General features: G+C 69.7%; 10 protein-coding genes. 6 read left to right on the forward strand and 4 right to left on the reverse strand.

The genetic code is table 11. The annotated features are described in order from the left end of the window. Window positions 1-81 precede the first annotated feature (81 nt). A complete protein-coding gene (locus tag ABZ671_RS15305) occupies window positions 82-2,688 on the reverse strand; it encodes a carboxypeptidase regulatory-like domain-containing protein (RefSeq protein WP_357857257.1) in 2,607 nt (868 codons plus the stop codon). 260 nt (window positions 2,689-2,948) lie between these two features. Further along, window positions 2,949-3,269 carry a hypothetical protein gene (locus ABZ671_RS15310; RefSeq protein ID WP_357857260.1) on the reverse strand — a complete coding sequence of 107 codons (321 nt, stop codon included), beginning with the start codon at window positions 3,267-3,269 and terminating at the stop codon, window positions 2,949-2,951. 178 nt (window positions 3,270-3,447) lie between these two features. Between ABZ671_RS15310 and ABZ671_RS15315 the strand changes: the two genes are divergently transcribed. From ABZ671_RS15315 to ABZ671_RS15335, 5 genes are all read left to right on the forward strand, one after another. Further along, a complete protein-coding gene (locus tag ABZ671_RS15315) occupies window positions 3,448-4,725 on the forward strand; it encodes a lanthionine synthetase LanC family protein (protein WP_357857263.1) in 1,278 nt (425 codons plus the stop codon). Window positions 4,726-4,916: 191 nt separating this feature from the next. Further along, complete coding sequence (locus ABZ671_RS15320; RefSeq protein WP_357857266.1) at window positions 4,917-5,498, forward strand: GNAT family N-acetyltransferase; 582 nt, start codon at window positions 4,917-4,919, stop codon at window positions 5,496-5,498. A 134-nt stretch (window positions 5,499-5,632) separates the two neighbouring features. Next, window positions 5,633-6,028 carry a PQQ-binding-like beta-propeller repeat protein gene (locus ABZ671_RS15325; protein WP_357857462.1) on the forward strand — a complete coding sequence of 132 codons (396 nt, stop codon included), beginning with the start codon at window positions 5,633-5,635 and terminating at the stop codon, window positions 6,026-6,028. Then, window positions 5,965-6,528: a hypothetical protein gene (locus tag ABZ671_RS15330; protein ID WP_357857472.1), complete on the forward strand. Its 564-nt coding sequence runs from the start codon at window positions 5,965-5,967 to the stop codon at window positions 6,526-6,528. The genes ABZ671_RS15325 and ABZ671_RS15330 overlap by 64 nt, the downstream gene beginning before the upstream one ends. A 120-nt stretch (window positions 6,529-6,648) precedes the next feature. Continuing rightward, the gene (locus ABZ671_RS15335) at window positions 6,649-7,536 is read left to right on the forward strand and encodes a phosphotransferase (protein WP_357857269.1); all 888 of its coding nucleotides are present in this window, start codon (window positions 6,649-6,651) and stop codon (window positions 7,534-7,536) included. Here the strand turns inward: ABZ671_RS15335 and ABZ671_RS15340 are convergent. Together ABZ671_RS15340 and ABZ671_RS15345 are read right to left on the reverse strand one after the other, a co-directional pair. Then, a complete protein-coding gene (locus ABZ671_RS15340; RefSeq protein WP_357857272.1) occupies window positions 7,449-7,853 on the reverse strand; it encodes a hypothetical protein in 405 nt (134 codons plus the stop codon). The genes ABZ671_RS15335 and ABZ671_RS15340 overlap by 88 nt on opposite strands. A 140-nt stretch (window positions 7,854-7,993) precedes the next feature. Then, complete coding sequence (locus ABZ671_RS15345; RefSeq protein ID WP_357857465.1) at window positions 7,994-10,099, reverse strand: cellulose binding domain-containing protein; 2,106 nt, start codon at window positions 10,097-10,099, stop codon at window positions 7,994-7,996. Window positions 10,100-10,685: 586 nt separating this feature from the next. Here ABZ671_RS15345 and ABZ671_RS15350 point away from each other — a divergent pair. After that, window positions 10,686-11,339, forward strand: coding sequence for a GntR family transcriptional regulator (locus ABZ671_RS15350; RefSeq protein ID WP_357857275.1), 654 nt, complete (start codon window positions 10,686-10,688; stop codon window positions 11,337-11,339). Window positions 11,340-11,364 lie beyond the last annotated feature (25 nt).

Below are 11,364 nucleotides of genomic sequence, written 5' to 3' on the forward strand. Positions count from 1 at the left end.
AGCCGAGGATTCCGCCCCAACGGGCGAGGGCCCAGAGTGGGGGCGGGCCGGCGACGGAGGCCGCCGGCCCGCCCCCACTGCTCAGCCGATGGTCAGGTCGATCTGCTTGCGGCCGTTCGCGGGTACCCGCGGGGTGTCCTCGTACCAGCCGGTCGACTTGGTCACCGGGTCGGCCAGGTACCACTCCAGGCTGAGCTGGCCGTCGCCGATCACCCGGAATTCGTAGGTGCCGCCCTGGCCCGGGACGTCACCGACGGCGAGCAGGTCGCCGCTGGTCACGCCGCGCGCCTTCAGTCGGCCGCCGCTCCAGGCGGTGTCGCCGGGCCTGATGGTGACCGTGCCGGTGACCTTGACACCCGCCGACAGTGTGGTGTCGTAGGTGCTGGTCGCGCCGCTGGTGACCGACACCGTCTCGGCCTTGAACCGGTTGCCGGTGGTGCCGGACCACTGCCGCGGCAGATCGCCGTTCGGCGTGAAGAGCAGGGGCCACTCGTACGGCCCGAGGTTCCAGACCGTGTACTTGCCCTGCTTGTTTGTGCTCTCGGCGTCGAGGTTCGGCCGGGGGATATCGAAGGCGGTGACACCGACCTCGACGTGCTCCACGGGCTGACCGTCCGGGCCGCGCACCACCCCGGTGATCGAACCGCCCCGGTCCAACTGGGCCGGGTCGAGCCGAGTGATCTTGCCCGCCTTGATCTTGATCTTCATGGCCTGTCTCTGGTCGCCGGTGCCGCCCTCCGGGGTGTACCACTGCGCCCCGTACGCGTAGCTGCTCGGCTTGACGAACAGTTGGTAGGTGCCCGGCGCCAAGGCCTCGCTGGTGCCCTTGCCCTGCTTGTTGGTGCAGAGGGATGGGCGCTCGCTGGTGCCACCCGCGTTTGGCAGCACGGCGTAGAAGCATACGTCTGCACCCGCCGCGGTCCCCGTCGCACGGGCGACCGCTTGCACGTTGAACCGTCCGCCGATTTCGACCGGGATGGTCAGCGTGGCCCGCCCGTCGGCCGGGATGGTGACCGGCACGTCCTGCTTGCCGAGGTAGTCGCTGCTTTCCAGCATGCTCAGCGTGACCAAGGTCGGGCCCGCATCGAGTCCCGCTACGGTCACCGTCGAGCCCTCCGTGCAGAATTTGCCGAACTTCGTGACCACCGCGACGCAGTAGTTGCTGACCGGAGCGCCGGTGTCGGCGTCCACCGCAGTGACGCTGAGCGAGCCGCCGGTGTGCCACGTCGAGTTCACCGACGCCGAACCGCCCGCCGCCACGGTCACCTCGCCGCCGTCCTGGGACAGCTCATCCGACGAGTTGGTGAGCGTGATCCGGTACGACTCCGGGAACATGCCGGTCATCTCCCACTCGCCGTCCGTACCCGTCTGGACGGTGCGGCGCTGGTACGCCATGCTGTCGGTGATCACGTCGGCGTGCACGAAGAGGTTGGGTGCCGGCTCGCCGGTGGGCAGGGTCACCCGGCCCGAGAGCGTGGACTGCGCCGGGTGCGTCACCTCCAGCGTCTTGGTCGTTCCGGGTCGGACCTTGACCGGGACGGCGTTCTCGATCCGGAGCGTGCCGGGGGCGAAGTGCTCGCCGTAGTAGTCGCCGTAGCTGAACAGGTAGTCGCCCGGCAGGACGTTCTCAAAGGTGTGGGAGCCAACGTTGGTGCCGTTCACGAACGCGACCTTCGTGCCGCCATGCCAGAGGGCGAACGAGAATTGTCTGACCTTGCTGCTGCCGTTCCGCAGCTTGACCCGCAGCGCGCCGGTCGGTCGGAGCGACTCGTTCACCTCGACGGACTGCTCGGCAGCGACCCGGAAGATCTTGCCCGCCGCCTCGTCGATCTTTCCGGGCACCCACTGGCGGCCGCTGAGCTCGACCCGCCATTTCCCGGCGGGCACGGTGAGCGAGAACCGGCCGTCCGCCCCGGTGCTGGTGCTGTAGTTGCCGTCCCCGTCGACCTCGCGTGCCACGATGCTGGCCCGGGCCGGGTTGCCCTCCGCATCGGTGATCAGCCCGGTCAGGGTGCCGGTCGGCAACAGGCTCTCATCGACGGTCAGTGTCTGGTTGTTGCGCAGGGTGTACCACCTGGCGGTGGCCTGGCCATGCTTCTGGGGTGCCCACACGCTGAACGGGAACTTCACGAACTGCAGGGCGACCTCGCCGGCCGGCACGCGCGTGATGGAGTAGCGGCCGTCGGCGTCGGTCGTGGCGGTTCGCCCGGAGTAGGAGTAGGGCTTGGCGTGGACATAGACGGACGCCCGCGCGACCGGGTTGCCGGCCTGGTCGATGAGCCGGCCCTGGACCGTGCCGGTCGGGACCTGACGCTCGTTGACCACCGTGGTCAGGCCCGGCACCACGGTGTAGTGCGCGGCCTCCTCCGCGTTCGGCTTGCCGGGGGCGTACTGCGAGATGCTGCGGTCCGAGAAATGGACCGTGACCGGGCCGGCCGGCACGTCAATCGCGTAACGCCCCTGGGCGTCCGTGTAGGCCGAACGCTGCCAGTGGTTGTAGGTCAGGCTGTTGGTGTAGACCAACGCGTTGACGATCGGGTTGCCGGATCGGTCGGTGAAGACGCCCCGGACCGTGCCCGTCTGCGGCTCGTACGGCACGGAGATCTGGGCGGCCGACGCCTGTGTGGCCGGGACGACAAGGATCAGACCGGCGGCGAGAAGGCCGGCGGCCAATAGTCTTTTGAGCATGCGTGTCAAACCCCACTGCGTGTTGGTTCACAGAGGTCACAAGCCTATGTAGAGATCGCTCCCGCCGGGAGGTCTGTGGGTCAACGGAAGACGATCGCGGGTGGGTAGTGACCACGTAGGGCAATCTGTGTCCGAGCAGTGGACGGTGCCGGCGACCCGGCGCGGGCGGACTGCGCCCCGAGGACCTGAACCCGCGCACGCAAACTCATCTCCACAGGCAGTGACTGTCCCGACGGCCAACCTGGTTCCCGTGATCTACTTCACTTAGTACCTCCACTCTGCATGCTGTTGCCGCCCCCGGCACCGCCCCGACCACCGGCCAGCGCCCCTCCGCATCGCCGCGGGCGGCCGCCGGATCCGAGTTCGGTCGGGTCGCGTTCGAGCGGGCGTTCGCCGACCCGGCCCGTCCCCGGCGCGGTCCGCGCGTCCGTCGAGGCCGCGACCGGCGTGTCGCTGGCCGGCGTACGCGTGCACACCGTGCCCGCGGGTGCGGACGGCGGCCCGGGGTGGTCGGCGACGGCGAGGCAGCCGATCAACCGTTGACTGCTCTCGGGCGCGACGTACCGTCCGTTGACCAGCACGCGGAAACGGTGCAGCACCTCGACGCGAACGGCGGTCCGACCGGAAACGCGCGAGGGTGTGTAAGAAAGTCGATGCAAGAGGCGGTCGCCGCTTAGCCGCTTCATTGCTGAGTCGTGGGAGTCCAGGTGCTCGATATTGCGAGGACGCCGCCCGGCGGCAGGTGGCAGGATCGGCGCGGTGACGGTGGATGTGGTTCGGCGGGCGTTCAGTTGGATCGAGTCGGTGGCGGTGCCCGCCGACGGCGGTCTGGGCTGGCTGGAGACGGGCGAACGCTTCGACGACCTGTACGCCGGGACCGCCGGAGTCCTGCTCGGCTGCGCCGAGGCCACGGCCGCCGGTCTACCCACGGCCGCTGAGCCCGCCGAAGCGACGACGGGTGGTGGTGACGCCACCGGGTCGAGGTCGCCTCTCGGCCGGGTCGCGGCCGGTGCCCGAGATCGGCTGGTGCACCTTGCCCGGCACGAGCCGGACGCCGCGACGATGCCGGACGACGGGTTGTTCAGCGGCTGGGCCGGGGTCGCGGTCGCGTTGCGCGCCTGGGCGACCGTCTCCGGCGACCAGGCCGCCCTCGACGCCGCCGCGATGGTGACGGCGCGGATCGCCGCACGGCTTCTGCGTCGACCCTCGGACCCGGAGCGGTACTCCGACGTCATCTCCGGCGACGCGGGCATCCTGCTGGCCATCCTCGACGCGTGCGTCGATGCCGCCGACAGCGTTGTGGTGCAGGCCGCCCACGTCCTCGCAGACGGGTTGGTGGGGCTCGCCGAGGACCGACCGGACGGGCTGCACTGGCGGATGCAGGCCGGGGATGAGCGCCTCATGCCCGGCTTCTCCCACGGCACCGCCGGCGTCGCCTACGCCCTCGCCGCCGCCGGCAACGCCCTGCGCCGCGACGACCTTCTCGACACCGCCGTCCGCGCCGCCGACAGCCTCCTGGCCCTGGGCCACCAACCCGACGGCTGGGCGCTGCCGCTGCTGATTCCACCCCGCCCCGACCGCCCGCCGGTCAACTTCGGCTGGTGCCACGGGCCCACCGGCACCGTGCGGCTCTTCACCCTCCTCGACACCGTCGACCCGCAGCCCCGCTGGCGGCACGCCATCGACGCGTGCCTACAGGCGCTGCACGACAGCCGCCTCCCGCAGCGGCTGTACCCGGGCTACTGGGACAACCTCGCCCGCTGCTGCGGCACCGCCGGCGTCGGGCAGCTGCTACTCGACCGCTACCAGGCCACCACCGACCCCGCCCTGCTCACCTGGGCCAACATGCTCGCCGCGGACGTCCTCGCCCGCACCGTCCCCACCCCACCCGGCGTCACCTGGTCCAACACCGAGCACACCAGGACCCCGCCGGACCTGCCGCCGGAACCCGGCTTCATGCAGGGCGCCGCCGGGATCGCCGGCTGGCTCGCCCGGCTCGCCGCCCCCGCCACTCCGCCCGTCCTGCCCTGGCTGTGACCCGCCCCCGTCGACCGCCCTGCCCGGCGGACGACGGCGATTCGCTCTCATGGCCGCGATACGCGCACGCGTTCGCGTGTGGTGCAGCAGCCGATGAGCGAGCACGTCGCTCCGCCCGCCCGCCGAGAAAGCCGTTGCGAGAGACCGGCGCCGGGTGTCTGGTTGTCGGGCCACCAATCACCGGAGGGAATATGACGCCCACATCGCTGCCCACCCCCACGCTGCACACCGCTCGCCTCCGACTGCGTCCCTTCGACGACGCGGATGCGAACGACCTCTTCGCGCTGCACAGCAACGCCTACGTGCTGCGCTACTGGGACGCGCCACCGTGGAGCGAACGCGCGCGCGCCGAGCGGTTCATCACGGCTTGCCGGCAGATGGCAGACGAAGGCACCGGGGCGCGGCTGGCCGTGGACCGTGACTCCGACGGGACGTTCATCGGCTGGTGCAGCCTGACCCGGTGGAACCCGGATTACCGCAGCGCATCGTTGGGCTACTGCTTTGACGACGCGGCGTGGGGCCACGGCTACGCGACGGAGGCAGCGCGCGCGTTGCTGCGGTGGGCCTTCGACACGCTGGACCTGAATCGCGTCCAGGCCGAGACCGATACCCGCAACGTGACATCTGCCCGCGTACTGGAAAAGCTCGGGTTCGTGCGTGAAGGAACGTTGCGGGAAGACTGCGTCGTGAACGGCGAGGTCTCTGACTCGTGGGTCTACGGGCTGATCAGGCGAGAGTGGCGGCCGTCGCCCGAGCCGGTGCCCGCCCGCTGAGTCCTCGCTCCCGCGCGCAACGTCGCCCGGCACCCGGGTGCTTCGCCTCGCTGCGTCGAGGGCCGGCACCGGGCACTCTCATGCCGAGTTGAATGCGTGTCACCACCATGCCCGATAGGTGCGATCATGCCGCCATGGTGGATCAGTCAGTCGCCGTGTTGTGGTCGCGGCCATTACATCTGAGGTCGGACCCACAGGCGATGGCGGTGGCGCCCGGTTCCCTCGTCGTGGCGGAGCGGCACTCGCGTCTGGTCCGGCTGGATCCGCGCAGCGGGGCACAGTTGTGGGAACAGCGTGTCGAGGATTGCTGGGGCACGACCGTTATCGCGGGCGAGCACTGCCTTTACCTGAGCCAAGCAGGAGTTCTGCACTGCTTCGACCTGGACAACGGGCAACGATTGTGGTCGACGCCCGGCCTGGGCCTGCGGCGATACCTGAGCGTCTGCGGCGCTGTAGTTCTGCTGGGGTGCTCATCGCGGGCACCGGTCTGCCGAAACTACTGGTGGTGGCCACCTCCGGGGCCGTTCTGAGGCAGTGGTCGCTGCCAGAGCCGATGGCCATCCCCGATCCCGGCGACAGCTACGGAGCCAGCAACGATGGTCGTGTCACCTTCGTCAGCGGTCGACGCACGGTCATGACTTTTCATCCCGTGAACGGCGTGCAGGTGCTGTGGCACCACGAGCGTGATCTCCGCCCGCAAACGCCGATCCTCTACGGCGACACGCTGTGGCTCGTCGAGGACGCCGGGATTGCGATCATCGACCTGTGGCGTGGTGCCGTCACCGACGTACGGCATCTACCGCATGGCGTTGTCCTCGCTTCGGCCCTGGTGTCCGGCGGCGTGCTGTTCGCCTTCGCGGACGGTTCGCTGGCTACTATCGACCGCGCCGGCAGCGTCGTCGCCCGCATACGGCTATCGGCGCGGGTTGCCGGGTTGGTTCCCGGTAACAACGGTCTGACGCACGCAATCGGCGGAGGTCACCTCGTCACGCTCGACAGTCCGACCACGGCAACCGCCCCGCTTCTTTAGCGAGCATCCGCTCCCGCCGCCGACAGCGCCTCGGTGTCGTAACGTGCCCGCGTCACCTTCCAGCGGGCCGCGCGGTGGTCGGCTGCCCTGGCAGACGGGCCGCTCCTCGAACGATTTGCAGTGCCCGTCCTCGGCGAACATATGATCCACAGGTCGCTGATGAATGCGGACGCGCAGAGGGCACGAGATAACCCCGGCGACGTCGGTGGGCATTTCCGCAATGATGCCGACATGGACGTAGACGAGGTAGAGATTGTCGTCGCCCATAACGAACGCGCGACCCTGCGCGTCGGCGACGTGTTCGTGAAGATCGACGCTGATCAGACCCGCACCGACGTCGAGGTCGAGGCGATGGCGATGGCACCGATCCCGACCCCGGAGATCCTCTGGCGGAGGCCACCCGTGCTCGCGCTCGCCGCTCTCCCGGGGACGGCACTCGGTCACCTCGGCAAGCCTTCTACCGCTTCGTCGGCCGCGTGGGCCGCGGCGGGTGCCGCGGCTCGGATGCTGCACGACGCGCCGCTGCCGCCATGGCCCGGTCGGAGCGTCGACGAGCTTGCATCGCGTCTCGCCGATGAGTGCGAGTGGCTCGTCGCCAACGACGTTCTTCCCGCCGACGTAGTCACCCGCAACCGCCGGCTCGCCGAGGCTGCGCTCCGGCCGTGGACACCGGTGTTCATCCACGGCGACCTGCAGGTCGACCACGTCTTCGTCGCCGGTGACGAGGTCACCGGCGTACTCGACTGGTCCGAGGCGTCCCAGGGCGACGCGCTCTTTGACCTCGCCATCCTCACGCTCGGACACAAGGAGCACCTTGGCGACGTCGTCGCCGGCTACGGCACCGACGTCGACCGCGACCTCATCCGCGCATGGTGGTCGTGGCGATGCCTGACGAGCGTACGCTGGCTGGCCGAGCACGGTTACGGCTCGCCGGACGAGTTCCCCGAGGTCGCCGTGCTGCGATCCCCGCTCCCGTCGCCGGCTCGCGCAGCCACGTCTGCCGAGTGACACTCAGCACCTGTGGCGTCGCCGATTCCCAGATCCGCGCGGCGCCAGCTGCCGTCGAACGCGAACTCGGCGAAACGTTCGCGGATCTCTGGGAACCGCCCGACCGGCACGCCGATCTCGATGTCGTGGTGCTCGCGGGTCTGCTCACCGCGGAACACGTCCAGCGCCCAGCCGGCCCGCACATACCAAGGAGCAGAGATCCCGACCAGGCGGCGTGCGACATCGCGCGGCTTCCAGCATTCCGCCCAGCGGGCTTCAAGTGCCTCGACGTCGCCGGGCGATACCTCGATACCGCCGCTGGGCAACTGGTCCTCCATCCGCCGAACATCGCCGGGATCGACGTCCGACTCGGCGTCGGCACCACGGTCATCGGCTGCCGACAGGTGGGCCGCCCCGAGGTGGTGATAGCACTTCGGGGCGACCCATTGCCCATCATGGAAAGCCGACGGTGGCTATCTCACAGAGTGGTGCAGAGGGTGCCGTTGAGGTTGAACGCGGTGGGGAGGATGTTCGGCCCGCTGTACTCGCCGACGAAGCCGATGCTGGTGCTACCACCCCCGCCGGGGATCAGCCGGCTGTCGTTGTTGTTGGTGATCCGCACCGTGTTGCCGACCTGTTCCCAGTTGGCGCTCCAGCCGCCGCTCACCTGCTGCCAGGTGGTCGGCCAGGTCCAGGTGAGCGTCCAACCGTTGATGGCACCTGCCCCGTTGTTGATGATGTCGACGGCGCCGATGTAGCCGTTGCCCCAGTCCGTGCTGTTGGTGAAGCGGACGCTGCACGTGCTGGTGGCCGGGCTGCCGGTGGCGAAAGTGAGCGGCGGGGAGGCCCAGGAGACCCGGCCCGCGGTGTCCCGGGTCAGCACGTTGATCGTGTACCTGCTGCCCGGGTTGAGGTTGCCGACAGTGAACGTGGTGCCCGTCGTCTCGCCGAGCTGCTCGCTGGTCGCCCCGTTCTGCCGGTACACCTCGTACTTGGCGATCGGGCTGCTGCCCGTGGTGGCCGCAGGCCAGGAGATGGTCGCCCCTCGGTCGGTCACGCCGCTTGCGGTGGGCTGGCCCGGCGCGCCGGGCTGGCCGGTCACCGTGCCGGCCGGGCGCACCACGAGCGTGGTCAGCGAGTACGGCGGCAGGGTACGGCTGGTCGCGGTGCCGTTCTGGCCGGTGGCGATGGAGGTGGCGCCGTTGGTGTGGGTGTAGACGGTCGGCGCGGCGGTCGACGGGGTGAACCCCGCGTAGTCAATGGCGACCGGGTGGGCGTTGTTCGGGTCCTTGTTCACCAGCAGCACTGCGAGCTCTCCGTTAGCTCGCCGGACGGCGTGCGCGGTGACCAGCGGCTGGTCGGTGCCGGTGCGGATGAACTGGTCACCGGCCCGGGCAAATTTGTTCATCATGGACAAGCCGTGGTACGGCGCGAACGGCGTGTTCAAGGGTGGTTCACAGACCCTCCCGTCCGAGGTGCAGCCGCCGCTGGAGAGCAGGCCGAAGTCGCCGTAGTCGGTCTGTCCCGCCACGGTCGACACCGTGCCGATGCCGTTGTGGACGTTCCACCAGTGCACCGTGAACGCGCCGTTCTCCAGCAGCCCGCTGTACGCGTCGGCCAGGAACAACGCGCCCGGTTGCGTGTTCTGGCCCTCGCCGACGTTCAACTCAGTGAAGCTGATGCCGATGCGTGCGGCGTTCGGACCGGCGTACCGGGTGATCTGCTGCCGGAGCAGCCAGGCCGCGTCGCTGATGTGGCTGGTACGGGCCAGCGACTCGGCGGCGCTGCCACCCGGGTACCAGTGCACGTCGACAAAGTCGATCTTCGGGCCGGCGAGGGAGAGGACGGTCTGGTTCCACGGGCCCGGGTCGTTGCCGGCGGTCAGACCGTCCGGCCAGTTCGCCGGCATGGTCAGCACCGCGCCGACCTTGATGGTGGGGTCGACCGCTTTCATCGCGTTGGCGTAGTCGACGACCAGCTTCGCGTACTGCGTCGCGCTCTTGTCGGGGTGGTCGTCGGCCTCCCAGCCCGAGCCGTAAAGGCCGTTGCCGTAGTTCTCGTTGCCGACCGTCCAGTACTTGGCGCCGTAACGCTTGGTCACGTTGGCGTACCGCACCCACTCCGCGGCCTCGGCCGGGGTGCCGGTGCCGTAGTTCGCGATGATCATTGGCTGGGCGCCGGCCCGGCGCACCGCCGCCATGAAGGTGTCGAAGTCGGTGCCGGGGGCAACGTACCCGCCGGGCGCGGTGTGGTCCCGCCAGTGGTAGATGTCGGCGTACGAACCGCCCGGATACCGCATCATCTGCACGCCGGCGGCCCGCAACAGGTCCGACGTCTCCGTGCTGCCGAGCTGCTGGTCCCAGATGGCGTGGTTGACGCCGAGCGCGGTGCCCGGCATGGTCGCCAGCCCGGCACGCGCGTTCACGGTCACGGTCGCCGTGGTGCTCGCCGCGCCGGCACTCGGCGGGTGGATCCCGGACAGCGCGCCGGTGGCGAGCAGGAGGCTCGCCGCGAGCGACGTCCAGCGCCGTCGGCCGGGCCGGGCGCGACGGGCCGGTCTCGGGCTCCCTCGATATCCGTACATGCTGGGGTTTCTCATGATTGTTCCTTCACGCGAGAGATTCGCCCAGCCGGTGGCGGGTGGTTCGCGCCGAACGGCGCGGCGACGCGGCAGGCGGACCAGGGACGGACTTCTCCTGTGCATGTCGCCGTCCCCCGGGTATTGGTGCCCGGTTGCCCATTGGACGGCGGTCAGCCCCGCGCGCGGCAGCTCATCGACGTACAAGAATCACACGGGACTCCCGCGATCTCAAGGTGCGTGTCCTCCTCCGACACGTTGGTCGCTGAACTGGCCCGGCTCAGCGACATCTTGGAGAAGCCGGTCCTGCCCGGATGGAGTGAGGTCCGGTCGAATACCCCGCTCGACGCCCGGCCGCTGTACGGCACGCTGCTCACCGGCGACGGTCCCGCCGTACCGGATGAGGCCGGGCCCGCGATCGCCGCCAGAAACCTCACCGTCGACGCCGCCGCGCACACCCTCAGCGCATCTGGTGGACGCGTCAGGCCAAACGTCTCGGGGTGCCTCGGGTCCTGCGGCTTTTCCAACAGAAATGTTGACGATCCTGTCGCCGATCGCCTAGCGTCGGCGCAAGAACTGTTGGGGGAGGGCCGTGGAGAGCACCGTTAGCAGCGAGGCCACGGGTCGACCGGCCGTCCAGGTGTGGTTGCGCGAAGCGATCACCAGTGGCGAGTTCGTTCCGGGTCAGCGGCTGATCGAGGCTGACCTGGTGAGCCTGCTCGGCGTCTCCCGCAACGTGGTCCGGCTCGCCCTGGACGCCCTGGTGGCCGACGGGCTGGTCGAGCGGATCCCCAATCGGGGCGCCCGCGTCCGGAGGGTCTCCACCGCGGAGGCGGTGGCGATCACCGAATGCCGGATGGCGCTCGAGGGCCTGATCGCGGCGAAGGCCGCGCAGCACGCCACGGACGCCGAGATAGCCGAACTGCATGCGGGTGTCCGGCGGATGCGGGAGGCCGTGCGGGCTGGCGAACTGGTGCGGTACTCGGCGCTCATCCACGAGTTGCACCAGCTGATCCGTCAGGCCGCGCGCCAGCCCACGGCGGCCGCACTCATCGAGCGCCTCCAGGCGCAGATCGTTCGTCACCAGTTCCGGCTGTCGCTGCGGCCCGGGCGACCGCAGGTCTCGCTGGCCGGCCTCACCGCCGTCGTGTCGGCGATTGCGGCGCGAGACCCGGAGGCTGCGGAGATGGCGGCCCGGACCCACCTGAGCAGCGTGATCACTGCCCTGAGCGAGAAGGGCGCCTGATGTTCCTACCCAAGAAGGAGACCTC

The sequence above is a fragment of the Micromonospora sp. NPDC006766 genome (assembly GCF_040636055.1).
Classification (GTDB): domain Bacteria; phylum Actinomycetota; class Actinomycetes; order Mycobacteriales; family Micromonosporaceae; genus Micromonospora.